General features: G+C 68.2%; 27 protein-coding genes. 13 read left to right on the top strand and 14 right to left on the bottom strand.

Annotated features, from left to right (window positions below; all coding sequences use genetic code 11):
• The first annotated feature begins 72 nt into the window (after positions 1–72).
• Together ABRP18_RS00405 and ABRP18_RS00400 are read left to right on the top strand one after the other, a co-directional pair.
• Complete coding sequence (locus ABRP18_RS00405) at positions 73–2,736, top strand: penicillin acylase family protein (RefSeq protein ID WP_374168982.1); 2,664 nt, start codon at positions 73–75, stop codon at positions 2,734–2,736.
• A gap of 56 nt (positions 2,737–2,792) precedes the next feature.
• Positions 2,793–3,554, top strand: a complete 762-nt coding sequence (locus ABRP18_RS00400) for an alpha/beta fold hydrolase (protein WP_046748041.1) — start codon at positions 2,793–2,795, stop codon at positions 3,552–3,554.
• Positions 3,555–3,601: 47 nt separating this feature from the next.
• Here the strand turns inward: ABRP18_RS00400 and mnhG are convergent, their stop codons facing one another.
• From mnhG to ABRP18_RS00370, 6 genes are read right to left on the bottom strand one after another with little or no spacing between them, the layout of a single operon-like run.
• Entirely contained in the window at positions 3,602–3,991 is a 390-nt protein-coding gene (gene mnhG, locus ABRP18_RS00395; protein ID WP_046748040.1) for a monovalent cation/H(+) antiporter subunit G, read from the bottom strand.
• Positions 3,988–4,257, bottom strand: coding sequence for a monovalent cation/H+ antiporter complex subunit F (locus ABRP18_RS00390; RefSeq protein WP_021200077.1), 270 nt, complete (start codon positions 4,255–4,257; stop codon positions 3,988–3,990). The genes mnhG and ABRP18_RS00390 overlap by 4 nt, the downstream gene beginning before the upstream one ends.
• Positions 4,254–4,844, bottom strand: a complete 591-nt coding sequence (locus ABRP18_RS00385) for a Na+/H+ antiporter subunit E (protein WP_058630899.1) — start codon at positions 4,842–4,844, stop codon at positions 4,254–4,256. Before ABRP18_RS00385 ends, ABRP18_RS00390 begins: the two co-directional genes overlap by 4 nt.
• Positions 4,844–6,394: a Na+/H+ antiporter subunit D gene (locus ABRP18_RS00380; protein ID WP_045262651.1), complete on the bottom strand. Its 1,551-nt coding sequence runs from the start codon at positions 6,392–6,394 to the stop codon at positions 4,844–4,846. Before ABRP18_RS00380 ends, ABRP18_RS00385 begins: the two co-directional genes overlap by 1 nt.
• Positions 6,391–6,987, bottom strand: a complete 597-nt coding sequence (locus ABRP18_RS00375; protein ID WP_046748038.1) for a Na(+)/H(+) antiporter subunit C — start codon at positions 6,985–6,987, stop codon at positions 6,391–6,393. The genes ABRP18_RS00380 and ABRP18_RS00375 overlap by 4 nt, the downstream gene beginning before the upstream one ends.
• Entirely contained in the window at positions 6,987–9,956 is a 2,970-nt protein-coding gene (locus ABRP18_RS00370; RefSeq protein ID WP_349885226.1) for a Na+/H+ antiporter subunit A, read from the bottom strand. Before ABRP18_RS00370 ends, ABRP18_RS00375 begins: the two co-directional genes overlap by 1 nt.
• A gap of 120 nt (positions 9,957–10,076) precedes the next feature.
• Between ABRP18_RS00370 and ABRP18_RS00365 the strand changes: the two genes are divergently transcribed.
• Positions 10,077–11,576, top strand: coding sequence for a hypothetical protein (locus tag ABRP18_RS00365; protein WP_349885225.1), 1,500 nt, complete (start codon positions 10,077–10,079; stop codon positions 11,574–11,576).
• 19 nt (positions 11,577–11,595) lie between these two features.
• Here ABRP18_RS00365 and ABRP18_RS00360 read toward each other — a convergent pair whose 3' ends face one another.
• Positions 11,596–12,657 carry a LacI family DNA-binding transcriptional regulator gene (locus ABRP18_RS00360; protein ID WP_058630903.1) on the bottom strand — a complete coding sequence of 354 codons (1,062 nt, stop codon included), beginning with the start codon at positions 12,655–12,657 and terminating at the stop codon, positions 11,596–11,598.
• A gap of 60 nt (positions 12,658–12,717) precedes the next feature.
• Between ABRP18_RS00360 and ABRP18_RS00355 the strand changes: the two genes are divergently transcribed.
• Positions 12,718–13,956, top strand: a complete 1,239-nt coding sequence (locus ABRP18_RS00355) for an MFS transporter (RefSeq protein ID WP_349885224.1) — start codon at positions 12,718–12,720, stop codon at positions 13,954–13,956.
• A 3-nt stretch (positions 13,957–13,959) separates the two neighbouring features.
• Here ABRP18_RS00355 and ABRP18_RS00350 read toward each other — a convergent pair whose 3' ends face one another.
• Complete coding sequence (locus ABRP18_RS00350) at positions 13,960–14,607, bottom strand: response regulator transcription factor (RefSeq protein WP_179516375.1); 648 nt, start codon at positions 14,605–14,607, stop codon at positions 13,960–13,962.
• Positions 14,604–15,800, bottom strand: a complete 1,197-nt coding sequence (locus tag ABRP18_RS00345) for a sensor histidine kinase (RefSeq protein ID WP_113680433.1) — start codon at positions 15,798–15,800, stop codon at positions 14,604–14,606. Before ABRP18_RS00345 ends, ABRP18_RS00350 begins: the two co-directional genes overlap by 4 nt.
• 115 nt (positions 15,801–15,915) lie before the next feature.
• Here ABRP18_RS00345 and ABRP18_RS00340 point away from each other — a divergent pair, with 115 nt between their 5' ends.
• Positions 15,916–16,794 carry a GAP family protein gene (locus ABRP18_RS00340; protein ID WP_058630906.1) on the top strand — a complete coding sequence of 293 codons (879 nt, stop codon included), beginning with the start codon at positions 15,916–15,918 and terminating at the stop codon, positions 16,792–16,794.
• A gap of 56 nt (positions 16,795–16,850) precedes the next feature.
• The gene (gene nucS / locus ABRP18_RS00335) at positions 16,851–17,546 is read left to right on the top strand and encodes an endonuclease NucS (protein WP_045262658.1); all 696 of its coding nucleotides are present in this window, start codon (positions 16,851–16,853) and stop codon (positions 17,544–17,546) included.
• Positions 17,547–17,556: 10 nt separating this feature from the next.
• Here the strand turns inward: nucS and ABRP18_RS00330 are convergent, their stop codons facing one another.
• Positions 17,557–17,979, bottom strand: a complete 423-nt coding sequence (locus ABRP18_RS00330; RefSeq protein WP_113680437.1) for a response regulator — start codon at positions 17,977–17,979, stop codon at positions 17,557–17,559.
• A 143-nt stretch (positions 17,980–18,122) separates the two neighbouring features.
• Here ABRP18_RS00330 and ABRP18_RS00325 point away from each other — a divergent pair, with 143 nt between their 5' ends.
• Complete coding sequence (locus tag ABRP18_RS00325) at positions 18,123–18,788, top strand: HAD hydrolase-like protein (RefSeq protein WP_058630908.1); 666 nt, start codon at positions 18,123–18,125, stop codon at positions 18,786–18,788.
• A 125-nt stretch (positions 18,789–18,913) separates the two neighbouring features.
• Here ABRP18_RS00325 and ABRP18_RS00320 read toward each other — a convergent pair whose 3' ends face one another.
• Positions 18,914–19,120 carry a cold-shock protein gene (locus ABRP18_RS00320; RefSeq protein ID WP_017203899.1) on the bottom strand — a complete coding sequence of 69 codons (207 nt, stop codon included), beginning with the start codon at positions 19,118–19,120 and terminating at the stop codon, positions 18,914–18,916.
• A gap of 645 nt (positions 19,121–19,765) precedes the next feature.
• Here ABRP18_RS00320 and ABRP18_RS00315 point away from each other — a divergent pair.
• Together ABRP18_RS00315 and ABRP18_RS00310 are read left to right on the top strand one after the other, a co-directional pair.
• Positions 19,766–20,590: a shikimate 5-dehydrogenase gene (locus ABRP18_RS00315; protein WP_258546250.1), complete on the top strand. Its 825-nt coding sequence runs from the start codon at positions 19,766–19,768 to the stop codon at positions 20,588–20,590.
• 25 nt (positions 20,591–20,615) lie between these two features.
• Positions 20,616–21,305 carry an aspartate/glutamate racemase family protein gene (locus tag ABRP18_RS00310; protein ID WP_349885223.1) on the top strand — a complete coding sequence of 230 codons (690 nt, stop codon included), beginning with the start codon at positions 20,616–20,618 and terminating at the stop codon, positions 21,303–21,305.
• 24 nt (positions 21,306–21,329) lie between these two features.
• On the opposite strand, the gene ABRP18_RS00305 is transcribed toward ABRP18_RS00310, so the two are convergent.
• The gene (locus ABRP18_RS00305; protein ID WP_061016319.1) at positions 21,330–21,767 is read right to left on the bottom strand and encodes an SRPBCC family protein; all 438 of its coding nucleotides are present in this window, start codon (positions 21,765–21,767) and stop codon (positions 21,330–21,332) included.
• A gap of 193 nt (positions 21,768–21,960) precedes the next feature.
• On the opposite strand from ABRP18_RS00305, the gene ABRP18_RS00300 reads away from it, so the two are divergent.
• The gene (locus ABRP18_RS00300) at positions 21,961–23,289 is read left to right on the top strand and encodes a cytochrome P450 (protein ID WP_349885222.1); all 1,329 of its coding nucleotides are present in this window, start codon (positions 21,961–21,963) and stop codon (positions 23,287–23,289) included.
• A gap of 105 nt (positions 23,290–23,394) precedes the next feature.
• Positions 23,395–24,579, top strand: coding sequence for a zinc-dependent alcohol dehydrogenase (locus ABRP18_RS00295; protein WP_058630980.1), 1,185 nt, complete (start codon positions 23,395–23,397; stop codon positions 24,577–24,579).
• A 56-nt stretch (positions 24,580–24,635) separates the two neighbouring features.
• Here the strand turns inward: ABRP18_RS00295 and ABRP18_RS00290 are convergent, their stop codons facing one another.
• Entirely contained in the window at positions 24,636–24,938 is a 303-nt protein-coding gene (locus ABRP18_RS00290) for a hypothetical protein (RefSeq protein ID WP_046748025.1), read from the bottom strand.
• Positions 24,935–25,105: a hypothetical protein gene (locus ABRP18_RS00285; protein ID WP_156172634.1), complete on the bottom strand. Its 171-nt coding sequence runs from the start codon at positions 25,103–25,105 to the stop codon at positions 24,935–24,937. The genes ABRP18_RS00290 and ABRP18_RS00285 overlap by 4 nt, the downstream gene beginning before the upstream one ends.
• A gap of 153 nt (positions 25,106–25,258) precedes the next feature.
• Here ABRP18_RS00285 and ABRP18_RS00280 point away from each other — a divergent pair, with 153 nt between their 5' ends.
• Positions 25,259–25,501 carry a hypothetical protein gene (locus tag ABRP18_RS00280; RefSeq protein ID WP_046748024.1) on the top strand — a complete coding sequence of 81 codons (243 nt, stop codon included), beginning with the start codon at positions 25,259–25,261 and terminating at the stop codon, positions 25,499–25,501.
• Positions 25,501–26,496, top strand: coding sequence for a Clp protease N-terminal domain-containing protein (locus ABRP18_RS00275; RefSeq protein ID WP_349885221.1), 996 nt, complete (start codon positions 25,501–25,503; stop codon positions 26,494–26,496). The genes ABRP18_RS00280 and ABRP18_RS00275 overlap by 1 nt, the downstream gene beginning before the upstream one ends.
• The last annotated feature ends 186 nt before the right edge of the window (positions 26,497–26,682 follow it).

Genomic DNA, 26,682 nt, shown 5'->3' with positions numbered 1-26,682 from the left:
GACCCTGACACGCGCACCGGGGCTCGGTGGGACTGAGTTCCACCTGTCTACCCGAAAGAGTTCTCGACGATGATGACCGATTCGCAGGAGTCCGCCGCACCCTCACGCCCCTCGTTGGGTGTCCGCATCGGACGCGTCGCGTTCCTCGTTGTGGCCGCGATCGTCGTGGTGGCCGTGGCTGCCGCGTTCTTCGTGACCTGGACGATCCAGCGCTCCTTCCCGCAGACCGACGGATCCATCGAGCTCGACGGCCTCCAGGCCGAGGTCACCGTGCAGCGCGACGACCGCGGCATCCCGACGATCACCGCCGACTCCACGGACGATCTGTTCTACGCCCAGGGCTTCGTGCACGCGCAGGACCGCTTCTTCGAGATGGACTTCCGCCGCCACGTGACGTCCGGACGGGTCGCCGAGATGTTCGGGGAGTCGCAGGCCGGAACCGACGCCTTCCTCCGCACCCTCGGCTGGCGCAAGGTCGCCGAGGCCGAGGTCGAGGCCATGGACGACACCACCCGCGGCTACTACGAGGCGTATGCGGATGGGGTGAACGCCTACCTGGCCTCGCGTTCGGATGCCGAGCTCTCGCTCGAGTACGCCGTGATCGGACTGCAGAACCCCGACTACGCCCCAGAGCCCTGGGAACCTGCCGATTCCGTGGCCTGGCTCAAGGCCATGGCCTGGGATCTCCGCGGCAACATCGAGGACGAGACCGAGCGATCGCTCCTCGCCGCCGGGCTGAGCACCGCTACCGACGGCAATGCCCCGGATGCCGCGACCACCGCGGACATGCTGGCGAAGCTCTACCCCGAGTACCCGTTCGCTGAGAACCCCGTGATCGTCCCGAAGATCTCGACCGTTCCGGCGCTCGGCACGGGAGCGGAACCCGCAGCCTTCACCCCCGGCGAGACCGAGGGTGAGGCGCAGCAGGCGTCGACCACCATCGACTGGGAGGAGACCTCGAACGTCATCGAGGCCGCCAGCGTGCTGGTCGGCGACGTGGGCGAGGGCATCGGCTCGAACTCGTGGGTCGTCTCCGGAGACCTCACCGAGACGGGGATGCCGCTGCTCGCGAACGACCCGCACCTCGGAGCCTCCCTCCCCTCGGTCTGGTACCAGGTGCAATTGAAGTGCTCGACCGTGGACGAGGAGTGCCCGTTCGATGTGGGCGGCTTCTCGTTCTCCGGGCTGCCCGGCATCGTGATCGGCCACAACCAGAAGGTCGCGTGGGGGTTCACGAACCTCACCACCGACGTCACCGACCTCTACGTCGAGCGGGTCGAGGGCGACCAGTACTGGCGGGACGGAGCCCTGGTGCCGCTGGAGGAGAGCACGGAGACGATCAAGGTCGCCGGCGGCGATGACATCGATCTGACCATCCGCTCCACCGTGCACGGCCCGATCATCTCCGGACTCACGGACGACTTCACGGAGATCGCCGATGACCCAGAGCCCGCGCTGGGCGTCGAGGCCTCCGCGCCGACCACTCCCGTCCCCGGGTCGGAGGACGCCGAGTACGCCGTGAGCCTGCGGTGGACGGCGCTCGATCCCGGGACGGCCGCGACGGCGATCTTCGCCCTCTCCACCGCGCAGGATTTCGATGACTTCCGCTACGCCGCGTCGCTCTTCGACGTGCCGGCGCAGAACCTCATCTACGCCGACACCGAGGGCAACATCGGATACCAGGCCCCCGGCCGCCTCCCCATCCGCGGTGCTGGCGACGGATGGATGCCCCAGCCCGGATGGGACAGCAGCTACGACTGGACGGGCTTCATCCCGTTCGAGGAGCTGCCGGTGTCGTACAACCCGAACTCGGGGTACATCGTCACCGCGAACAACGCGATCGTGACGGACGACTACGCCTACTTCCTCTCCCGCGACTGGGACTACGGCTACCGGGCGGCGCGGATCGCCCACCTCATCGAACGGCGGGCGGCGGTCGCCCCACTGACCGCCGACGACATGCGCGACATCCAGATGGACAACGAGATGTGGATCGGAACGCAGCTGGCGACCGCCATGGCCGAGGTCGACGTCTCCGGGGCAGGCGCGTCCGATGCCGTCGACCTCTTGGAGGCCTGGGACGGTCAGAACAGCGCATCGTCGGCGGCCGCCGCCTATGCGAACGTGCTGTGGTCGAACCTGGTGCAGAACATCTTCGCCGAGCGCGAGCAGCCCCTCCCGATCGATGGTCAGGGGCGCCTGTTCACGGTCGTCTCCGCCATGCTGACCGATCCGTCCGACCCGCTCTGGACCAACGAGCAGCTCGACGTCGACGGGATGGAGCAGATGCTCGCGCTGTCGGCGGAGGAGGCCTACGACGAGCTCGCAGCCCTGCAGGGGACCACGATCTCGCGATGGAACTGGGGTGACCTGCACGCGATCACCCTCACCAGCGACACGCTCGGCTCGTCGGGGATCGCCCCGATCGAAGCACTGTTCAATCGCGGGCCGTTCCCCGTGAGCGGAGGAGCGTCCGTCGTGAACGCGACCGGATGGGAGCTCGGCGTCTCGTATGCGACGACGACGGTGCCGTCGATGCGGATGGTCGTCGATCTCTCCGACTTCGACGCCTCGACCTGGAACCACCTGACCGGTGCCTCCGGACACGCGTTCCACGAGCACTACACCGATCAGACCGCCGACTGGGCGGCAGGCGCCCAGAAGCCGTGGGCGTACTCGACGAAGGCGGTGAAGTCCGCAGCCGTCGACACGCTGGTGCTCAGCCCGGCCGACTGAACCCGAGGGTCGGAGTATCCGAGCACTGCCCCAGGATGCTCGGCTAGCGTGGATGGGTGCCAACCAGCTACCTCGCCCCCAAGGGCACCCCCGTCACGCTCCTGGAGTTCGAGCACGGAGGTGCGACCCTCATCGCCGAGACGTTCGGCGAAGGACCGCACACCTACCTGCTCCTGCACGGTATCGGCATGGGGCGCAGCGTCTACCTCGACGTCGTGCAGCGGCTCGATGGACGAGTCATCGCGGTCGATCTGCCGGGCTTCGGGGAGGCGCCAGAGCCCACGCGCACCCTCACGATGGAGCGGCACGCCGACCTGGTCGCGGCCTACCTCCAGCACGTGGACTCCGGTCCCGTTCTCGTGATCGGCCACTCCATGGGGAGCCAGATCGCTGCCGAGCTCGCCGCACGCCATCCGTCCCTCGTCGAAGGAGTGGTGCTCGCCGGTCCCACCGTGAACAAGGCGGCACGCAACATCGGAGCGCAGGCCCGCTACCTGCTGACCGACCTCATCGGCGAGCGGCCGCTGGTCATCTGGCGTGGAGCCCGCGAGTACCTCCGCGGCGGACCACACCTCTTCCGCAAGATGCGCGCAACGATCGTGCACGAGCCGGAAGACGCCTTCGTGCGCATCGAGTGCCCGGTGCTGGTGCTGCGCGGAGAGAGCGACCCGCTGGCACCGATGAGCTGGTGCCGCGAGATCATCGACGCGATCCCCGGAGCGGACCTCGAGGTGATCCCCGACCATGGTCACGGCACCCTGATCAGCGACTCCGAGCCCGCGGCACGCCTGATCCACGAGTTCGCCGCCCGTATCTGACGCCCGCGGGCCTTCCGTCGCGCGGCTCCCGGGATCAGACCTCGAGGTCAGCCGGCGGCGGGCGGGGTCTGCTTCGACTCGGCGAGTTCGTCGACCACGAGACCGCGCTGCTCGATGGTGCCGTTGCGGTACGCCTGCCGTCCGACCATGTGCGCCGAGAGCGGAGCGGTCGCGAACTGCATGAGCACCACCGGGGCGACCAGCACGAACCCGAGCAGGATGCCGCCGATCGAGCGCTGTGACAGCGCGATGGCGATGCAGATGAGGAGGAGACCGAGAACCTGCGGCTTGGTCGCCGCGTGCAGTCGCGAAGGCACATCGCGGAAGTGCAGCAGCCCGACCGCAGCCGACAGGCACAGCACGGCGCCGAGCAGGATGAGCACGAGCACCGCCACGTCGATGACGGCGTCGGGGATCATGAGACCGAACACGTTCATGGTGTCGTGTTGTCCCTTCTCGCGACGAAGCGGGCGACGGCGATCGAGCCGAACACCCCGATGGCCGCGATGATCAGGAGCACCGGGATGTTGCGGGTGTGACCGTTGATGGCCATCTCCGCACCGATCACGCACATCACCTCGGTGAGGAGCACGTCGGAGGCCACGGCCCTGTCGAGGATCGACGGCCCGCGCACGATCCGGATCAGGGCGAGCACGGCGGCGATGCCGAACACCACCATGATCAGCAGCAGGAGGATGTTCATCGGGCACCGCCCTTCGTCAGTCCGAGGCCCGCACGCTCGTCGGCCTTGAGGGCACGATACTGAGCGGGGTCTCCGAGCGCACGCACGACCCGCTGCTCCCAGCGCAGCACGCCCGCACGCTGCTTCTCCACGTCGTCGAGGTTCCGGACGCCGATCACGTGCAGGTACAGGATCCGGCGGTCGCGGTCGGTCTCCACGACCAGCGACCCGGGGATCAGCGACGACACGACAGCGACGTGCGTCATGACGAGGTCGTCCGCGTAGCGCAGCGGCACCGCGATGATGGCCGTCCCCGGCTGTCGGCGGAAGTCGAAGACCTGCACGGTGACCGAGAGGGCGCCGCTCAGCACGGCGAACAGGAACTGCACCACGAAGAGCGCCGCGTACCAGAGGTTGATCCGGCCGGAGAGCGCGACGGTCGGCAGGCGGAACACGCGGGTGACGAAGATCGCGACGACGAGTCCCGTGAGGAACGACAGCACCGTGAACTGCGCCCACAACAGCATCCAGAGCACGACGAGCCACGCGAGGAACGGCAGCTGCACGCGGATGTCGCGCCACAGGTGACGCCGGGTGTCACGCGCCATCAGCCCACCTCGTCTTCCAGTTGCACGAGGCTCACGGGCTGCAGCAGTCCGGCGCCGATGCGGTCGCAGAGGGCGTACAGGGGACCGGCGAACACGGTCAGAGCGAGGGTCACAGCGACCATGCCTCCGGTCGCGAGGGTCATGATCTTCGGGATGCGGCGACGCTCCTGCTGCTCGTCGGCGGCGGGGGCGTTACCCAGGTAGGAGATGCGGCCCTCGGTCTCGGTGGAGTCCTCCTCCTCGCGCCAGAAGGCGAGGTTCCAGGCGCGCATCAGCGCGTACAGCGTCAGCAGCGAGGTGATGATACCGCCGAAGATCAGCACGATCATGATCGGAGTTCCGACGGAGGCCGCAGCTTCGAACAGCGCGAACTTGCCGATGAACCCCGAGAAGGGTGGCAGGCCGCCGAGGTTGATCGCGGGAACGAAGTACAGCACCGCGATGACCGGGGCGACCTTCAGCAGCCCCTTGACCCGCAGGATCGACGTGCTTCCCGCTCGGCGTTCCACGAGCCCGACGGCGAGGAACAGCGTCGTCTGCACGACGATGTGGTGAACGATGTAGTACACCGTCGCGCCGATAGCGGCGGGCGTCGCTATCGCGAGCCCGAAGATCATGTAGCCCACGTGGCTGACCAGCGTGAACGACAGGATTCGTTTGAGCTCTGCCTGCGCCACGGCGCCGAGCACTCCGACGATCATGGTCGCGAGCGCGATGATCAGCAGCAGGGTGTCGATGCTGTTCGAGGCGAAGAGCTGCGTCTCGGTGCGGATCAGCGCATACACGCCGACCTTCGTCAGCAAGCCGGCGAACACGGCGGTGACCGGGGCCGGAGCGGTCGGGTACGAGTCGGGCAACCAGAACGACACCGGGAAGATGGCAGCCTTGATGCCGAAGGCCACCACGAGCATCAGGTGCAGCACCAGCTGCGTCTCCTGGGGGAGCTCCGACATCCGCTCGGCGATCTGGGCCATGTTGACCGTGCCGAGCGCGCCGTAGATCATGGCGATCGAGGCGAGGAACAGGATCGACGAGACCAGCGAGACGACGATGTAGACCGCGCCGGTGCGGATACGGGACTCGGTGCTGCCCAGCGTGATCAGCACGTAGGAGGCGACGAGCAGGATCTCGAATCCGACGTACAGGTTGAACAGGTCCCCGGCGATGAAGGCGTTGAAGATACCGGCCGCGAGAATCAGGTACGACGGGTTGAAGATGGAGATCGGCGTCTCGTCGGTGCCGTCCGCCGCACCTTGGCCGATGGAGAAGAGCAGCACCGCGAGCAGCACGATGCTGGAGATCAGCACCAGGAGCGCGGCGAGCCGGTCGACATAGAGCACGATGCCGAACGGAACGGGCCATCCGCCGACCGACACCGCGAGCGGAGCACCCGAATCGACGACGACCAGGAGCACGGCGGCGATGATCGAGACGGCGGCGAGGGTGGCGACGGTGACGACGACCTGGAGGCGCGCGTTCCGGCCGAACACGAGAGTGACGGCGGCACCGAGCAGTGGCAGTGCGACGAGGAGGGGGACGAGGGCGGTCATGGCCTGCCCTCCTCGTTCTCGTCGTGGTCATCGGGTTCGTCGGGGCGCGGTTCTCGACCCTCGTCCGCAGCAGAGGGTTCGCTCCCCCAACCGGTCGGAGCGTCATACGGCGCATCGTCGTGGATGGAGGGGTGGTCCCGCATGTGCAGCACCGTGATCGGCGCGGTCTGCACGCCGACGAAGTCCGTGGTCGCCTCGTCGTCGTCCGTCTCGGATTCGTCGTCCATGAGGTCTTCGTCGGCATCGGTGCGCTCGCGCAGGGCGATGTCTGCCTCGTCGTCCTCGACCGTGTCGGCCTGTCCGAGCTGCCAGGAGCGATAGATCAGTGCGAGGAGGAAGGCCGAGACCGCGAACGTGATCACGATGGCCGTGAGGGTGAGCGCCTGCGGGAGGGGGTCGCTCATCTCGCCCTCGGTACCGAAGAACGGGGCGTTGCCCGGCACGCCCATCACGATCAGCAGCAGCAGATTGGTGGCGTTGCCGAGCAGCAGGAAGCCGATCAGCACGCGGGTCAGGCTGCGCTCCAGCATCGCGTAGACACCGCATGCGAAGAGGATGGCCATGATGACGATCAGGGTGAGGGAGACATCCATCAGCTGCTCCTCCCGCCCCGCGAGAGGAATCCTTCAGGACCGGGCGTGGTGCGCAGGGCGGCCTGACGGTCGACCTCGGCCCCGAGGCTGCGGAGCACGTCGAGCACGAGTCCGATCACGACGAGATAGACGCCCACATCGAAGATGGTCGACGTGACGAACTCCATGTGTCCGATGAGCGGGATCTCCCACTCCCAGAACGTGCTGGTCAAGGGGGCGAGGCCGAAGAACAGGGGCACCACGGCCGTGCCGACGGCCAGGATGAGGCCGGTGCCGAGGAGGCGTCCCGCGTCCGTCGGGGCCGCGGCTCCCAGCTCCCAGCGACCGCCGGCGATGTAGCGCATCACCAGCGCCATACCCGCGACGAGACCGCCGGCGAACCCGCCACCCGGCAGGTTGTGCCCGGAGAACAGCAGGAAGATCGACACCACGATGATCGTGTGGAACAGAATGCGGACGATCACCTCGAGCAGGATCGACCTGTTCTCGGGCTTCATCTTCTGGCCGCCGACGAGCCATGCCCGCGGGCTGCTCTCGTTCTCGGACGTCTGGAAGCGGATGCCCTCGGTCGTCTCGACGAGGGGGCGGCTGCGCGCGGCCTTGCGCGTGGCTCGCGGCAGGTTCTTGGTGGCGGCCAGCAGATCGGCGCGGTGCGTGACGAATACGAGGGAGGCGACGCCCGTCGCGGCGAGCACGAGCACCGAGAGCTCGCCCATGGTGTCCCAGCCACGCAGGTCGACGAGCGCCACGTTGACGACGTTCTTGCCGTGGCCGATCTCGTACGCGAGCTTCGGGAACGCCTCCGAGATCGGGTCGGCGACGCGGGACTGGGTGGCGACGACGGCCACGAAGGCCATCGTGACGCCCACGCCGATGGCCAGCAGGGCGCGGGGGATGCGCCCGACCGAGGCGTTGTGCTCGCCCATGCGCGCGGGAAGACGACGCAGCACGAGGGCGAAGGTGACCATCGTGACCGTCTCGACCAGGATCTGCGTGAGCGCGAGGTCGGGGGCGCCGCTCGTCGCGAAGAGCACGACCATTCCGAGTCCAGTGACCGAGACCAGCACCACGCCGGTGTAGCGCTTGCGCGCACGGACCGCGAAGATGCCGGCGATCGCCATGATCGGCGCGACGGCGATCTGCGCCGGAGTGTGCCAGAGGGACAGGTTGTACCGATCGATGTCGCTCGCGATCAGCGCCGTGACCTCGGCGGCGACGAACACCACGAAGATGGTGCCGACGTACACGGGCAGCGAGCCGCGCTGCGTGAGCGTCGTGCTGAGCACCGAGAGACGGTCGACGCCGCGCATGACGAAGTAGTACACGTCGGCCGCGGTGAAGCGCAGGATGCGAGCCTTGCGGTCCCAGGCGGTCCTGCGGGTGAGCAGGAACAGCCCGATGCCCAGCAGGATCGACAGGATCGAGATGCCCAGCGCCGGTTCGAAGCCGTGCCAGAGCGCCAAGTGGCCAGGGCCCTCGACGGCTTCACCGGAGTGATCGAGGCCGGGGGTCGCCGTGAGGGCGTATCCCTGTAGAGCGGTGTCCAGGGCGGGAGCGCCGATGCCCGCGGCGAGGGTGACCCCCGCGAGGATGATCGGCGCGGACAGGAAGCCCACCGGCGGATCGGGCCATGCGGTGTCGGGAAGCTGCTGGCCCTGGTCGTCGCGCTTCTTCCAGAACGCCCCCCAGAGGAAGCGCACGCCATATGCCGCAGTCAGCATGGAGCCGAGGACGATCCCGATCAGCGCGACGAGACCCCAGGCGGAGCCGCCCTGCGCGTCGTCGAGGAGCGCGGTGAGCGTCGATTCCTTGGCGACGAAGCCGATGGTCGGGGCGATACCCGCCATGGAGGCGACGGAGATGAATGCCGCTGTGGCCATGACGGGCGCCTGCCGACCGACACCGGAGAGCTCGTTGATGTCACGGGTCGACAGTTGGCGGTCGATCACACCGACTATGAGGAACAGCGCCGACTTGAACAGCGCGTGGCCGATGACCAGGGCGAGACCGGCGAGGGCGGTCGCCTGCGTGCCGTAGCCGACGACGATCGCGAAGAAGCCGAGCTGGCTCACGGTGCCGAAGGCGAGGATGCGCTTGAGGTCGGTCTCCCGAAGCGCCTGGATTCCGCCGAGCAGCATCGTGACGATGCCGAGCGTGATGACGATCGGTCGCCATGTCGTGCTGAACGCGAAGATCGGGGCGAAGCGGGCGATCAGGTAGATGCCGGCTTTCACCATCGCGGCCGCATGCAGGTAGGCGCTGACCGGGGTGGGTGCCGCCATGGCACCCGGAAGCCAGAAGTGGAAGGGGAACAGCGCCGATTTGCTGATGGCCCCGATCAGGAGCATCACGATCGCGGCGTCGATGAGCGGCCCACTGGGCGCGAGCTCGAGGATCTCGCGGATGCTCGAGGTGCCCGTGTCGACGACGAGCAGCACGACGCCGACGAACATCACGAGACCGCCGAGCGTGGTCACGAGCAGCGCCTGCAGTGCGGCACGACGGCTGGCAGCGCGCCGACGGTAATGGCCGATGAGGAGGTAGGAGAGGATGCTCGTGACCTCCCAGAACATGACGAGCATCACGAGGTCGTCGGTGAGCACGAGCCCGTACATCGCCCCGGCGAAGCCGAGCAGGACACCGGCGAACTGGCCGACCCCCGCGGAGTCCTCGTAGAAGTACCAGCGGCAGTAGAGAAGCACGAGCGCGCCGACGCCGGTGACGATCAGCGTGAGCACCCAGCCGAGCACGTCCATGTTCATGGAGAGGTTGAGTCCCAGCTGCGGGATCCACTCGACCGATTCGAACGGGACGGGGCCGTCGAGCACCCGCGGCGTCATGACGAGCGCGTGCACGAAGGCGGCTGCCGGAACGAGGGCGGCGATGGCGAAGGCCTGAGCTCCGAGCCAGCGCACCAGAACGGGCATCAGCAGCGACCCGAGGAGGAACACAGCGAGGAGCATCAGCATATACGCGGCTCCCTCAGGGCTCGTCGGCCATTTCGGCACAGGCGGGCGGGTGTCAGACCAGTTTACCGGCGCGAGAGGTTCCTGCGGTCCACAGTTGCACGATCGTGCGAGAGTTGGCCCATGCGGCGGGTCTGGGTGCGAGAGCTCGCGGGCTGGTCGGGAGCACTGGTCGTGGCGGTCATCACCGTCGCTCAGGTGGCTTCATCCGCCCGCGCTGAGCTGCTGTTCCGAGACGGAGATTCCCTGGTCGTGGGCATGTTCGCTCGGTCGCTGCTCTCCGGCGCACCCCTCGACTGGGCGATGTCGAGCGTACTCTTCCTGCCCGAGTCCGCGGTGTTCTCCGGGCTGGACGCCGCGCTCGGGCTCGATGTGAACGGATTGCTCACGGTGAATGCCGTGGTCAACATGCTGGCCCTCTACGGTGCACTCCGCGTCGCCGCAGGGCGTCGGCGGCACAGGACAGCCCCCGTCGCATGGGCGCTGCTCGGGATAGGCACCTTCGCGATCCTCGCCATGACCGATCTCTCGGGGTCCCGAGACGCCCTGGAGCTGGCCTCACTGCTGCTGACGACCACGTACTACGCCGCCACCGTGGTCGCCGTCGTCCTCTGTGTGGGACTGGTCCGTCGTGTGCTCGACCGAAGCGCAGGAGGTATCGGCGCACTGATCGCGCTCGGGGCGATCGCCGCCGTGTCGACGCTCTCGAATCCCCTCTTCGCCGCCTGGGCCACGGTTCCGCTCTCGCTGCTGCTCCTCGTGATGCTCCTTCGCCCGCCACGACGAACACGCACCGCAACGATCCTCGTCGTGCTGGTCATCGGCACCGCGCTGGGCTTCCTCGGACGCATTCCGCTTCGGGCATGGATCGCCAACACCGGTGCCGGCTACATCCAGCCCGAACTCTGGACGGAATCCGCGGGCTACTACGGGGGCCTTCTCCTCGACCGCCTTGCGACGCCCGCAGGGATCTTCGGAGTCGTGGTCGTGGTGGCTCTGGTCGGCTGGGCGATCGCGAACACGGCACGCGTCGGAGACACCGGCTCCCGTTTCGTCGCCACGGTCGCGTGGGCCATGCCCGCTCTCGTCCTGGTCGGGGCGATCGCCCTCGGTACCCACGCCGCCCGTTACCTGCAGCCGCTCGCGTTCGGACCCGTGCTCGTGATCGTGGCCGCTCCCCATATCCCGCGGATGCCCGCCCGGGCACCCCGTGCCCTCACGGCCATCGCGGCCGTGCTCCTGCTCGTGGGCGGGGCGCTGAGTGTGCCTCGGCTCGTCACGGCGAGCACGACGCCCGACCCCGATCTCACCTGCGTGACCGACTGGGTCGATGCCTCGGGCCGCATCGGCGGAGGACAGTTCTGGACCGTGCGGCTGCCGAAGCTGCATGTCGCCGATCCCCGCCACCTCGTGCAGGTCGATCACGAGCTCAACGCGTACGCATGGTTGGTGAACCGCGAGGACTTCGACGTCGACGGAGTCTCGTTCCTCGTCGAGGACTCCCAGACCGTCGCGTGGCAGCTCTCCACACCGGCGATACCCGACGATGTCGTCGAGTGCGGGCGATATCGCATCCTCGACTTCGGCGAACGCGTTCTGCCGCTCGGCTCACAGCACAGCTGAGCACTCGGCGAGGACGCCGCTAGCGCGGGACGGGGCCCGTCGTGGTGCCGGCTCGGAACACGCAGGTGAGGTGCTGCGTGATCCCGGGTTCGCCACGCAGCATGCGGGCGATCTGCTCCCCGGCAGCGCGCCCCTTCTCGACCGCGGGCTGCACGCTGGTCGTGAGCGTGAGATCGCCGAGCCCGTCGACCTCGATGCCGTCGAAGCCCGCGACGGAGAGATCTTCGGGCACGCGGAGACCCAGCTCCTCGGCTGCGCGGATGACGCCGACCGCAAGCAGATCGCTCTGCGCGAGCACGGCCGTCGGTCGAGTGGCCGGGTCGGTCAGGAGCATGCGGCCGACCAGCACGCCCTCATCGATGAAGCTGCCGGACGCCGAGATCGCCGGCGCGTCCGGGAAGACCTGACGCATCCCCTCGAGACGGTGCACTGAGACGTCGACGGTCGCTTTCTCGACCCGTTCGGGCGTCACCAGCGCGCGCTCGCGCTCGCTGTCGAGCGAGAGGGTGACCAGCGCCACGTCGCGGTGCCCGAGGTCGTAGACGTGCTGGGCGACGTCAGCGGAGGCTGCGACGTTGTCGAGGGTGATGCGCGGGATGCCCTCTCCGGCGTCGCCTTCGATGACGACCACGGGCAGTCCGCGGCCGAGGACCACTTCGAGCGAGGCCTTCGTGCGCCCGGAACAGCCGATGAGCACGAAGGCGTCGACGGGGGCGTTGGTGATGGCTGCACCCTCCTCCCCCGGCTCGTCGCGCATGAGGAGGATGCCGGCGCTCAGGTCGGCGAGCCCGTCGGTGAGGCCGTCCATCATGGCGGTCGTCACGGGATCGAGGAATGCTGCACGCAGATGCCCTTCGAGCACCACGGCGACGATGCCACTGCGTCCTCGTCGCAGCGAGGCCGCACGAGGGTCCGGCCCCGCATAGCCGAGGTCGGCTGCGGCGGCGAGGACGCGCTCCCTCGTGGCGGCGGCCACGTTCGCCTTGCCGCTGAAGACGACGGATGCGGTGGAGGTCGCCACGCCCGCCTCACGTGCGACGTCGGCGATCGTGGGCCGACGCGGCGTCTCCTGGCTGCTCATACTTCGAGGATAGCTCCCCGCGCTTCCCTACGGTCGAATCGATTCGATAGGCTGTCCGGCATGGAAACAGCCCTCTCTCGTTCGCAGTTCGTGCGCTGGCGCGCGGCGATCTTCGCCATCTTCCTCGCGAGCGGCCTCTCGATCGCGACCTGGGCGTCGCGCGTGCCCGGGATCAAGGAGGCGCTGGGACTCGACAACGCGCAGGTCGGTCTGATCCTGCTCGGCATGGGCATCTCGTCCATCCTCGGCATCTCGACAGGCCCCGCGGTGATGGCACGTCTGGGCGCCCGGCGCGGGATGCTCCTCACGATGCTGACGTTCGCGCTCGGCATCGTGCTGGTCGGCCTGGGCGCGAACGTGTTCGGTTCCGTCCCCGTCGTCATCGTGGGCATGGTGCTGTTCGGCTTCGGCAACGGGTCGGTCGACGTGATGATGAACGTCGAGGCGACCGCGATCGAACAGCAGATGGGCAAGACGATCCTGCCGGTCTTCCATGCCTTCTTCAGCTTCGGCACCGTCATCGGTGCGGGGATCGGCGCTCTCGCCGCGCAGCTCGCCGTCGACGTCGCGATCCACGCCGCGATCATGGGCGGGCTGATCGCCGTGATCGCGATCGTCTGCTTCTTCCAGGTCCCGGTGCGCGAGGCCGCCCTCGATCCCGCGGCGCATGAGAAGCCGGCCTTCCGCGTCCGTATGCACACGGCGCTCGAAGCGTGGCGCGAGCCCCGCACCTACCTCATCGGTGTGGTCATGCTCGGCATGTCTTTCGCCGAGGGCGGGGCCAACGACTGGATCGCCCTGGGCACCGAACAGGGTCACGGCTTCACCGAGGGCACCGGAGCCGTATCCCTGGCCGTGTTCTCGGTCGGCATGACCGTCGTGCGCCTGTTCGGCGGTCCCCTCGTGGATCGCTTCGGCCGCGTCCTGGTCCTGCGCATCCTCGCAGCGACCGCAGCGTCGGGCATCCTGCTGTTCATCCTCGCCCCCACCTTCCCGCTCGTGCTGGTCGGAGCCGCGCTGTGGGGAATCGGCGCATCGCTCGGCTTCCCGCTGGGCATGTCGGCGGCGGCAGACGACCCCGCCAAGGCCGCGGCCAGGGTGAGCGCGGCCGCCACGATCGGCTACATCGCCTTCCTCGGCGGCCCGCCGGTACTCGGAATCATCAGCGAGCACATCGGTCTGCTCAACACGCTGTTCATCCTGGTCGCGCTGGTCGTGATGTCCGGGCTGTTCTCGGGTGCTGCGCGTCCGCTCCGCGACGACGAGAAGAGCTCGGTCGCGACGGTCGCACAGGGCTGAGCGTCAGTCGTCGCGGCCGCGTACGAGCGCGGCCGCATGCGACCGACTGCGTGCGCCGAGCTTGGTGAGCACGTTCGAGACGTGCGTCTTGACCGTGGGGACCGAGATGCGCAGTCGCGCGGCGAGCTGGGCGTTCGACCACCCCTGCAGGATCCCGTCGAGGACGTCCTGCTCCCTGGCCGTCAGCTCGACCATCCCCTCGCGGCGCCTGACCTGTGCCGGCACGGCGGCGCTCTCGGCGACGGCGGCGAGCGCTCGGCGCGTCACCCGCGGATCGAGCGCGCCTTCGCCCGCCGCGATCGCCCGCACGGCCCCGCCGAGCGTGGGAGCGTCCACCGTCTTGAGGAGGAAGCCGACGGCGCCTGCGCGGATCGCCCCGAACACCAGGTCGTCCTCGTCGAAGCTCGTGAGGACCAGCACGTCGCTCAAGTGGCGCTCGACGATCTCCGCCGTCGCCGATATCCCGTCGCGTCCCGGCATCCGCAGATCCATCAGGACCACGTCGGGACGCAGCGCCGCGGCGTTGCGGACGGCGACATCGCCGTCCGCCGCTTCCCCGACCACCGTGATCCCCTGCGCCTCGAGCATGATGCGCAGCCCCGCCCTGATCGCGCCGTGGTCGTCCGCCAGCAGCACCGTCGGCTCGCTCATGCCGCTGCCTCCGTCGGGATGCGACCTTCCACCGACCATCCGCCGGCGACCGGCCCGGCAATGAAGGCGCCCCCCAGCGCGGCGACCCGTTCCCTGAGCATCTGCAACCCCCAGCCCCCATCCGCGGACGTGGACGCCCCGCTCGGCGAGCCACCCCTCGAACGCACCTCGACCCGCACCTCGGGTCCGCTCCTGCGGATGATGACGTCGACCTCGGCGCCGCTGGCGTGACGGATGCAGTTGTTCAGTGCCTCCCGCACGATGCGGATGACGGCCTGCTCGAGCGCGGAACCGACATCACCCACGTGATCGGCGACGAGTCGCACCGTGAGTCCCGCGCGTTCCGCCTCCTGCACGATCCCCTCGAGGTCCCCCCACCGCGGCGACGACGCGGGACTACCCTCACCGCGCCGGAGCACGGAGATCATCGATCGCAGCGCCGCATGGGCATCGAGACCTGCATCACGCACGGCCTGCAGCGCTTCGCGGTCCCGCGGAGGATCGGGCGGGGTCGACAGGGCGGCCTCCGCGCGGATCGCCATCGCCATCACATGACCGGCCACCACGTCGTGCAGCTCGCGCGCCATGGTCTCGCGCTCCCGTTGCACCGCCTCCACTCGGTCGCGCTCGGCGACGGCTGCGGCATGCTCCGCCCGCTGCCGGTGCAACTCCGCGAGCTCGTGCGCTTGGGAGACCGCCACGGCCCACCAGTAGTCGGTGCCGAAGATCGCTCCGAACTGCACTCCGATGAGGAACGCGACCGGGAACGACACATCGGTGAGCAGCCAGGCGCAGAGGAAGAGGACGACGGTCGCCGCCCCCAGCAGCACCAGCAGCATCCTTCGCCCGCGGGAATCCGCCAGGAAAGCGGCCGTCCACAGGACGTCCAGGAGCACCACGAGGGTCCCGAGGCCACCCACGGTGAGCAGGTCAGCGACGAACAGCAGGGAGACGAGCACGAGCACGGTCACCGGCATGCGCCGCTTGAAGAGGGCGATCGCACAGGCGGGAAGGGCGAGCACCAGCGCCCACCATGGGGACAGGGGCTCCTGCAGGAGCGAGAACGGCCCCCAGATACCCCGGAATCCGAAGGCCGCCATCACCACGGCGAAGATCGCCATGCCCAGCGGGTCCGCCCACCAACGGTGCCGGCGGTACCAGGCGCCGAATCCGCCTTCGACCTGCTCGTGCATGCCCTCATGCAACCACGACGGCCGCCGCCGCGCATCCGACGAAGGGATGAGTGGTTCTGCGGAGACGGTACTTTCGCCCGATCCGGATCCGTGGAGTGTCCGTGAACGTGGTGGCATGGAACTCTTCGGCGGACTGCCGCTCCCCCTCTCGCTCGCGCTCCTGGCGTTGATCGACGGGCTGAGCGTCGGCACACTCCTCATCCCGGTCTTCCTGCTGCTGCACCCGGGGCGGGTGCGCGCCGGGCGGATCCTGCTGTATCTGGGAACCATCGCCGCGTTCTATCTGGTCGTCGGCCTCCTGTTCCTGTGGGGCCTGGTGAACCTCGTCGACGTCGCGTCCGACTTCCTCGCGTCGCCCGCGGGACTGATCGTCCGGCTCGTCGTCGGAGCAGCGCTCCTCATCACGGCATTCGTGATGCCGACCGGCGGCAAGAACGAGAAGAACGCACCGGCGCCCGCACCGCAGACAGCATCCGCGCCTCCGGTGCCGCTTCGGGGAGGGACACCGGGCGCGCAGGATGCGAACGGCTCCCGCCTGGCTCCCCCGGATGCCGCGTCCGCGATCGCGACCGATCCTGCGCCTCGTCCCGGACGCATCACGCGGTGGCGGGAGCGGCTCCTCGACCCGCGCACCCGCGGCACCGCAGTGATGGCCGTCGCCATCGCCGCAGGGCTCGTCGAGATCGCCACCATGCTGCCGTACATCGTGGCGATGACCATGCTCGCGGATGCCGGCATCGACACGCCGCTGCGCGTGCTCTCGCTCGCGGGATACTGTGCGCTGATGATCCTGCCCGCGGTCGTGCTGCTCGTGCTGCGGATGGTGGCCGCTCCACTCGTGCAACGGCCGCTCGAACGCTTCGCCGCCTGGATGGAGCGCACCGGGGCGGAGAACACCGCCTGGATCATCGGCATCATCGGGTTCCTCATCGCCCGTTCCGCCGCCACCGAACTCGGCCTCTTCGAGGCGATCGGTTCGTTCCTCGACCGGTGACCGGCACACCCTCCGGGTGCGACCGCGCAGCGCTCCCGACGAAGTAGGCTCGACGGGTGCGTCTCGTCATCGCCCGCTGCTCGGTCGACTACACCGGTCGGCTCAATGCCCATCTTCCGCTCGCCACGCGTCTACTCGTGCACAAGGGCGACGGGAGTCTGCTCGTGCACTCCGACGGCGGCAGCTACAAGCCGCTGAACTGGATGAGTCCCCCGTGTTCTCTCTCGAACGAGACTCCGGGTGAGGAAGAGGCGAGCGCCGGCGTCGTCGAGGTCTGGCGGGTCACCCACAAGAAGACCGGTGACGCGTTGCGCGTGCAGATCTACGAGATCATCCATGACACCTCGCACGAGTTGGGCATCGATCCCGGACTGCAGAAGGACGGCGTCGAGGCAGACCTTCAGCGACTTCTCGCGGAGCAGGTCGAGCGCATCTCCGAGGGTGCGACGCTCGTGCGCCGCGAGTACCCGACGGCGATCGGGCCGGTCGACCTGCTGGTGCGCGATGCCGACGGCGCGGCGATCGCCGTCGAGATCAAGCGCCGCGGCGACATCGACGGCGTGGAGCAGCTGACCCGCTACCTCGAGCTGCTCGGCCGCGATCCACATCTCTCCCCCGTCCAGGGTGTCTTCGCCGCCCAGGAGATCAAGCCGCAGGCGCGTGTACTCGCCGAGGATCGGGGCATCCGCTGTCTGGTGCTCGACTACGACGACATGAAGGGCATCGAGTCGGGCATCCCCCGCCTGTTCTGAGCAGACGGCCTCAACGGACGGGGATGAGCCGCGGCGTCGGCCCCTCCAGACGCGCGATCGCGATCTTCACCTCGAAGATCTCCTGCTCGACTCGATCGAATCGCGCATCCACGCGGTCGAATCGCGATTCGAGACTCGCGAACCGTGCGCTGAACTTCGCATCGTGCGCATCGAGCTTCGCGTCCTGCGCGTCCTGCTTCGCGTCCTGCGCATCGAACCGTGCGTCGAGTCGTGCGTCCTGCGCCGCGAAACGCGCATCGAACCGCGCATCGAACTTCGCGTCCTGTGCATCGAACCGTGCATCGAGTCGTGCGTCCTGCGCCGCGAAACGCGCATCCATCCGGTTGATCGTCCAGCCGAATCCGCCGATGATCGCCACCAGCAGCGTCGCGGCCGTGGCCAACATCGTGATGATCTCCACCGACACGTACATACCCCCATTCTGACTCGCACATCCGCCGTTGTCACGACCTTATGTGGGGACATAGAGTGCTCACATGAGACGTGGATAAGCCCTGTTCGTGCACACCTGTGCAGGAAAGGCGACCGTCCTCTTCCGGGCCATAGGGTGGAGGGGTGCCTCACTCCCCTTACTCCTGCGTGCTGTGGGACGTCGACGGCACCATCGTCGACGCGTCCGTCGGCATCCTTCGCCGGCTCGACATCGCGCTCACGCACTTCGGCCACCCCGCGCCCACGCGTGAGCAGCTGGTGCACTGGATCGGTCCGCCCATGTTCCAGTCTTTCCAGGACCAGGCGGGAATGACCCCGGAGCAGTCCGCCGAGGCCGTGGCCTTCTACCGCACGCTCGGGAAGGCCGACGGCTACACGACCGATGTCGCGACCTATCCGGGCGTCGTCGAGCTCATCAACGAGCTGCACGCCGCCGGGGTGCCGCAGGCGACCGCCAGCTCGAAGCCCGAGAACCAGGTCGATGCCCTCGTCGATCACTTCGGCCTGCGCCCCGCGTTCCTGACCACAGTCGGCGCGACCCCCGACGAGTCGACTCTCGCCTCGAAGACCGACATCGTCGCCGAGGCGCTTCGTCGGCTGCGCGCGCTCGGCGCCGACACGTCACGACCGGTTCTGGTCGGTGACCGCCATCACGACGTGGAAGGCGGGAACGCCAACGACGTCCCCGTCATCTTCGTCGAGTGGGGCTTCAGCGACAGGCATGAAGGCGATGACGCCGCGTTCCGAGCGGCCTCGGTCGCAGAATTGCGCGCGCTGCTGCTGAGCTGACCCCGCCTCCTCCCGCTGACGGGTATCAGCCGAAGCGGCGCTGAGGACCTCAGAAAGCACAGAACTCCCCGCCGGATGACGCATCGGGGACGCGATCCGGTGGGGAGTTCTGTGTCGCGCCCGTCTCAGACGGGGCGGATGTTCTCTGCCTGCAGGCCCTTCGGACCCTGTGCCACATCGAACTCGACTCGCTGGTTCTCTTCGAGAGACCGGTAGCCGGATGACTGGATGGCGGAGTAGTGCGCGAAGACGTCAGCGCCTCCGTCGTCGGGGGAGATGAAGCCGAAGCCCTTCTCCGAGTTGAACCACTTGACCGTGCCCTGGGTGCTCATGTACTGCCTGTTCTGCTGATGAAGAAGCCGACGCAGGGATGCCCCGACATCGCTAACGCTAGTGGAGGAGGCCCCGAGCGGAATAGCCGCTGCAAGAAGGTAATCCAAATGTTGCACGAGCGGCATCCGCCCGTCATGCGTCGCTTCGCGACCCGCACGGCGCCTGAGGCGCCCCGAAAATGGTGTGGCCCTCACCGCGGGGGGAGCGATGAGGGCCGAAGACGACCGGAGGGTGCGTCAGGAACAGCTTAGCTCCTTTTCGACGCTCTTGTCCCCCTTTTGGGGGACAAATCTGAACTTCGGTGCGAGACTGGACGATAGCGGCCCCCTCGAGTAGCCCATTGGGGACTGAACTACTCGAGAGGGCCCAATCGCATGCACGGATCGTCTGCCCCTGGGGAGGGCCGCCGTCTCCTGGGGAGAGACGGAGACGATCAATCCCCGTGTGCATGCACCTTCACCATAGGGGAGGATGCACGATGTCGCCACGGACTCTCGTCCACGCGATATCGGAGAAGGTCGGGGTACTGATCCCGCAGGGATCGCAGGTTTCGGGCGGAGACGGGACTCACAGCACGGAGGCACCTCCGTCGTCCTCTCTCCCCCGAATCCGCGGGCTCCGTCACTCGCGAGTAGCCTGATGCGGTGACTCTGCTCAACAAGGACATGACGCTGTGCATCTCGCTCTCCGCACGGCCCAGCAACAACGGCACGCGCTTCCACAACCACCTCTATGAAGCGCTCGGGCTCAACTGGATCTACAAGGCGTTCGCCCCCACCGATCTCACGCAGGCCATCGCGGGCGTCCGCGGGCTCGGCATCCGCGGCTGCGCGGTCTCGATGCCCTACAAGGAAGACGTCATCGCCCTGGTCGACCGGATGGATCCCTCGGCGAGCGCGATCGACTCGGTCAACACCATCGTCAACGACGACGGTGTGCTCACCGCCCACAACACCGACTACTCGGCGATCGCTCAGCTCATCGAACGCGAGCACCTGGATCCTGCGAGCTCGGTGCTGCTGCGTGGGTCGGGCGGCATGGCCAAGGCGACCGCGGCAGCATTCCGGGACGCCGGCTTCTCGCGCGTGACCATCGTCGCCAGGAACGAGGAGAGCGGACGTGCGCTGGCGGACCTGTACGGATTCGACTGGTCGGCGGAGGTCGGCGAGGCCACGGCCGACGTGTTGGTCAACGTGACCCCGATCGGCATGGCCGGGGGCGCGGAGGAGCACGCGCTCGCGTTCCCCGAGGAGACGATCGCACGCGCGTCCGTGGTCTTCGACGTGGTCGCGCTTCCCGCCGAGACTCCGCTGATCGCCGCGGCTCGCACAGCGGGGAAGACCCTGATCACAGGAGCAGAGGTCGCGACACTGCAGGCATTGGAGCAGTTCGTGCTCTACACGGGCATCCGACCGTCCGCCGAGCAGGTGCGCGATGCCGAGGAGTTCATGCGCGCAGGGAACGCCTGACGGCGAAGAGGGGAGTGGTGCGTCGATGAAGACGATCGGTGTCCTGGGCGGCATGAGCTGGGAGTCGTCACTGGAGTGGTACCGGCTGGCGAACGAACGGGTGCGCGCGCAGCGCGGTGGCCACCACTCCGCTCGCATCCTGATGGACTCGCTCGACTTCGCGGAGATCGAGGCGATGCAGGCGCGTGGCGACTGGGACGCCGCGGGTGATCTGCTGGCGTCGCGCGCCGCAGCGCTGGAGGGTGCCGGTGCGGAGCTTCTCGTGCTCGCCACCAACACGATGCATCTGGTCGCCGACCGCATCCGAACGGCGGTCGGCATCCCGTTCCTGCACATCGCCGATCCCGCAGGTGAGGCGATCACCGTCGCGGGCCTGCAGACCGTCGGGCTTCTGGGCACGGCGTTCACGATGGAGCAGCCGTTCTACGCAGAACGGCTCGCGCGGCACGGGGTCCGCACACTCGTCCCCGGCGCCGACGATCGCGCGCTTGTGCACGCCGTCATCTACGACGAGCTCGTGCACGGTGTCATCCGTGACGAGTCCCGTCGACGTTACACGGAGGTGATCGAGCGCCTGGTGGGCGACGGCGCAGAGGGGATCGTCCTCGGCTGCACCGAGATCGAGCTGCTCATCTCCTCCGGCGATGCACCGGTGCCCGTGTTCCCGACGACGGCGCTGCATGTGGATGCCGCGGTCGCCCTCGCTCTCGGCTGAGACACCGCGGCCGATCGAGCGGACTCAGTCGGTTTGCCCCTCCGCGAGGTATGACAGGCGGTGGAGCGTCTCGGCATTGCGCCAGCGCAGGATCGGGGCGGTCAGGAACCGCGGGATCAGCGCCGCGGGCCCTGCGACGGGCTCCTCGTCGATGCGCACCTGACAACCGGAGGGGGTCGTGCGTGCTCGCAGCGTGACCGTCGCCTCGCCCATCGGCCAGCCGCGCGCCCTGAGCACGACCCGCCGCGGCGGATCCCACTCGCGCACCTCGGTCGTGTCGTCGAGCAGCACGGGCCAGACCCCGACGGAGTGATGCAACTGCGCCGCCACCGCCGGCCACGTCTCGTCGACGTCTCTCATGCGGGAAGCTCCGACCACCCATGCGGGGTAGAGCCAGCCGTTCGCGAGCACGCGGAACACGTCATCCGTCGTGCACGCCAGGTCACGGGTGTTCGTCGCCATGTCTCCTCCTTGCAGCGCCGTCCATTTGCAGCACCGTCTGTTTGCAGCGCCGTCTGCTCCTGCGGAGTCATCCTGCGCGGCATCCAGGCGCCAAGGGGACCCGCTTGACATCGCGGATCCGACGGAGATAGCACACTCCGATCCGGAGCGCTCCCCCCTGGAGGGATCAGGCGGCGCCTGGCACCGTCGGAGCATGTTGCAAAGACTGAGCTCACGCGTGGTGCAGGCCGTCACCGCGGTCGTCCACGACGATTCGCCCTCGCTCCTCACCCGGGGCTACGACTTCGGCGCACGCATCTGGCGGCGTGCGGAGCCCGGTGCACGGTCGGCTCCGATGCGACTGCTCGGAGACGACGCGGTGTTCGTGCGGGGAGTCGAGGGCATCGACCTGTTCTATGACGAGTCGCGCATCGCCCGCCACGGCGCCATGCCGAAGATCGTCCAGGAGACGCTGTTCGGACACGGGTCCGTGCACAGCCTGGACGGGTCGGCGCACCGACACCGCAAAGCGACGTTCGTGGAGGTGGCCTATGAGGATGCGCAGGTCGCGCGCCTGACTCCCTGGCTGGAGCGCGAGTGGAGAGTGGAGGAGGACGCCTGGCTCGATGGGGGAACCCGCAGTGCGTACGACGCGGCGGTCGGCGCCTTCGGCCGCGCGATCATGGGCTGGGCCGGGCTGCCGGGTACACCGGCAGCGAAGACCCGATGGGCGGCTCGGCTGGCGCAGATCGTCGACGGCTTCGGTGTTCCCTACTCACCCGAGTACGTGGCCGCCTTCGTGAACAGGATGTGGTCCGATCGGCATGCGGAGCGACTCATCGATGCCGTCCGATCTGGCTCACTGCACGCCGAAGAAGGCACAGCCCTGGCCGAGTGGGCCGACCACCGCGATCAGGACGGCTCGTTGCTCCCTGCCCGCCTCGCCGGCATCGAACTGCAGAACAGCATCCGCCCGATGATCGCCGCGGCGCGTTTCGTGGCCTTCGCGGCCAAGGAACTGCACGACAGGCCCGAATGGCGCGAGCGGATCGCCGCCGAGACCGTCGAACGGAATGCGCTGGTGAACGGGCCTCTGGCCGTGATGTTCGCGCAGGAGGTGCGGCGCACCGCTCTGTTCGTGCCCATGCTGCCCGGGCGCGCGATCGTCGACATCGAGATCGGCGACGTGCGGGTGCCGGCAGGCGGGCGCGTGGTGCTCGACATCCTCGGCACCGACACCGACGAGCAATCGTGGGCCCACCCGCATCGATTCGCACCCGAGCGGTTCACCGACGTCGAAAATCACGAGTCGATCCGCACCTTCATCCCGCAGGGCGGTGCCGACGTCGCCACCGGGCACCGCTGCCCCGGCGAGAAGCTCGTGATCGCCGGTCTCTCTGCGGCGATCGCCGTGCTGAGTGATCCGCGTCTCGACATCCTCGACACCGGACTCGAGGTGAACCGGCGACGACTGCCGACCAGACCCGCATCGGGCGGAGCGGTGCGCAAGAGCGGATCGATCCGCGGCTGTCCGTTCCACTGAGACGCGCGTCCGCACGTCAAGAGGCAGCTGTCAACCCGGTGGCCGGTCGCCCTGGGAGCGACGAGCGTGGCGCGGACGAACGAAGACCAAGGATCGGAGGACATCATGAAGGCATTGACCTGGCAGGGCAAGCGCACGGTGACGGTGGAGGAGGTTCCCGATCCGGTCATCCAGCAGCCGGAGGATGCGATCATCCGGGTCACGTCCTCGGCGATCTGCGGTTCCGACCTGCATCTGTACGAGCTGCTGGGCCCGTTCCTCGATCGCGGCGACATCCTGGGCCACGAGCCGATGGGAGTCGTCGTCGAGGTGGGTGCGGACGTGAAGACGCTCGCCGTGGGAGACCGTGTCGTCATCCCGTTCAACATCGCGTGCGGAGAATGCTACCTGTGTCGACGCGGCTTCCAGTCGCAGTGCGAGACCACCCAGGTGCGCGAGTACGGCAGCGGAGCCGCCCTCTTCGGGTACACGAAGCTGTACGGGCAGGTCCCCGGCGGGCAGGCGGAGTATCTGCGGGTGCCCCTCGCCGACTACAACCACATCCCCATCGCGAGCGACCTGCCCGATGAGCGGTATCTGTTCCTCAGCGACATCCTTCCCACGGCGTGGCAGGGAGTGGAGTATGCACAGGTGCCGGACGACGGAACCCTCGTGGTGATGGGGCTCGGTCCGGTCGGACAGTTCGTCTCCCGCATCGGACGGCACCGGGGGCACCGGGTGCTGGCGGTCGATCCGGTGCCGGAGCGTCGCGCCATGGCGGAACGCCACGGCATCGAGACGTTCGACCTCACCGACACGATCGTGGATGAGCTGCGGGACCTGACCGACGGGCGCGGCGCCGATTCGGTGGTGGATGCCGTCGGGCTCGAGGCTCACGGCAACGCGGGCGTCGAGTTCGTGCAGAAGGCGGTGGGCGTACTCCCGGATCCGGCGGCACGACAGCTGCTCGACAAGGCGGGTGTCGATCGTCTGGCCGCCGTCTACGCCTCCATCGACACCGTTCGCCGCGGAGGGACCGTATCGCTGAGCGGAGTTTACGCGGGCGACGCCGACATCATGCCGATGAAGACGCTGTTCGACAAGCAGATCACCCTGCGCATGGGGCAGTGCAACGTGAAGAACTGGGTGGATGAGCTGGTGCCCCTGGTCGAGGACATCGCCGACCCGCTCGGTGTGATGGACCTCACCACGCACAGTGCGCCCCTCGACGACGCGCCTGAGCTGTACCGCACCTTCCAGAAGAAGGAAGACGGCTGCATCAAGGTGGTGCTGCGCCCGTCGACGGTGTGACGCGAGCCTGACAGCCGCGATTGACAGACGCGGCTGTCAATCGTGGGACGGAGACCTCAGGCCCGGCGGCCGGGGTCTCCGTCTTCGCGATTCCCCTCGTCGACATCGGGTCGACGGGTGCCGATACCCGGGTCGTCGTTGTGTGTCGACTCGTCAGGCACCGTCGAGCGGGATCCGGGTTCGACCCCGACCGCCGACGCGGCACCGGAGTCGGCACCCGCTCCTCCGGCCGGTACGTCACCCGGGTCCGCTGGCCGGTCGCCCCCGCGCTCGGCGAGGTGCTGGGCGATCCGGGATTCGGCGTCGCCCTCGACCGGCGAGGTCGCCGCCTCCGGACGCGTTCCCTCGCTCCCGCTCATTCGGTGCCGTCCCTGAGGTCGGTGGGAGCGTCACCGCTGTGGCCCGCGCCCTCGTCTTCCGGAGTGAGGTCACCCTGGCCCTCTTCGCCCAGCTCCGCCTCGATCGGGTCTTCGCCCTGCGTCTCCGGCTGCTCGCCTTCGGTGGGATACACGTCGGGATTCGACATCCTGCACTCCTCTCGTCGGGAGGACCAGGGTGGAACGGAATCCGCGGGTCCGCAGGACCGTTGACACCCGGACGACGGGCGACTAATCCCGAACACGGAGAACGTGAGCAACCTTGGTTGACAGCGCGGGGATGAGCAACGTAGGTTGACAGCATGGAATCCCTCGAGGTCGCACAGATCGCTGCAGACACCACCGATCCCCGAGCAGGGCTGCGCGCGGTCGCATCTCTGCGCCGACTCGCGGATGCGCTCGAACTGCGGCAAGTCGAAGCCGCGCTGCGGTCCGGCATGAGCTGGCAGTCCATCGCCGACGCCCTGGGAGTGACCCGCCAGGCCGTGCACAAGAAGCACTCGAAGCGGATCGATCCGTCCATCGAGATTCCGCGGAGGGGATGATGAGCCGATTGGTGCAGGCGGCTGCCACGATGCACACCTTGTCGCTGGCCTCTATGGAAGAGGCCTCACGCTTCGGGGTGCGTGATACCGACATCGATCATCTTCTGCTCGCTCTGACAATCGACCCCGACACGGGTGGTCAGATCCTGCGCGGCATGGGTGCCGGGCTCGACACGGCCCGCGCGGCCGTCGCGGCTCAGCACGCCGCTCAGCTCGAATCCGTGGGCGTCGCCACAGGTGTGGACGAGCCAGGCCGCATCGTCTTCCACGAGACCTCGGGGTACGAGTGGACGGACCGGGCGCTCGCGGTGTGGACCGCGGCGTCGAGTGGCGGCCGCCGGGGCGACTCCGCAGCGGTGCTGCGCGCGCTCATGGATGAGCCGAGCGGTCTCGTCGAAGAGATCCTGCGACGACTCGATGTGGACCCGGACGCGCTGAGATCTCGCCTCGACGACACGCGGGTCGTCGATCCCGCGCGAACAGACAGGATCGATGAGAACAGCTTCTCCGCTAAGCGTTCGATCTTCGTCCCCGCCCCCATCGAGGACGTGTGGGAGTTGCTGTCGTCGGCCTCCCGCATTCCCGAGTGGGATCACGGGGTGGGCGAGGTGGGCTCAGCGATCGCACCCACCGGCCCTTGGGAGGCACGGACGATCACCGTCCGCAACGGCAAGAACGTGTCCGTCAAAGACACCTACGTACGTCAGCGGATCTTCCTGGACCGGTTCGAGGACCGCGCATTCGTAACCTGGCGCTTCACCTATCCGGACGCGAGTGTCGACACGTCACGGGTGCTCGCATTCGCGCTCGAACATGCCGCTGGGGGAATACAGATCCAGGTGACGCTCACGTGGGAGGTCAGGGGACCCCGACGAGGAATTCTGCACAGCATCCGGCGTCGCGTGCTCCGCCCCGTCCGGCGGCCGATCGCGCACGTCCTCACCTACTTCCAGCTCACCCAGACCGAGAGCGGCATCACGCGCGTGTTCCGCTGAAACCCCGGGTGGGCGCATCGCGCAAAACTCGCCGATGCGCCCACCGGGTCGAGTCCGCTCAGCCCTTCGCGCCCTTGCGGGGCTTGATGAACTCGGCCGGCGCGTTCTTCTCGCGCTTCGCGGCTCGCTTCTCCTTGAGTGTGAGCTGCGGTGCCTTCTTGGTCTTTCCGGACATGGTGTCTCGCT

It is taken from the genome of Microbacterium sp. WHRI 7836 (genome assembly GCF_040223885.2).
Taxonomy (GTDB): domain Bacteria; phylum Actinomycetota; class Actinomycetes; order Actinomycetales; family Microbacteriaceae; genus Microbacterium; species Microbacterium oxydans.
Note: the sequence above shows the minus strand (reverse complement) of the source record. Positions and strands in the feature narration are given on the sequence as shown.